Annotated in this window: 1 protein-coding gene; it reads right to left on the bottom strand. The window is 64.8% G+C overall.

The window, feature by feature from the left end; translation table 11 throughout:
• Nucleotides 1–261 (bottom strand): hypothetical protein (locus AC0L2P_RS32395; protein ID WP_473507267.1); only part of this gene is annotated, 261 nt, incomplete at both ends.

Here is a 261-nt window from a genome sequence, read left to right as displayed (position 1 = left end):
AGCCTATCCTCGTGCAGCCGAATAGCGAGCAGCGACAGGACGGGCAGACCGACATAGAGGGCACCGGCGCCATATTCGGGCCGCCGCGAGATGATGGTCAGAAAGAAGAACGATGCCGCGATCAGGCCCAGCGCGAAGAAGCCCGGCCCGGCGGCCAGGCCGGGGGCCATGATCGCCAGAGGTACCGACAGGGTGAACTGCGCCAGCCGTTTGCGCGAACGATCCACCTTCAGCAGGTCGGACCATTCGGCCATCATGAAC

The organism is Mesorhizobium sp. WSM4836 (assembly GCF_055811815.1).
This window is presented reverse-complemented; position numbering and strand designations above follow the sequence as displayed.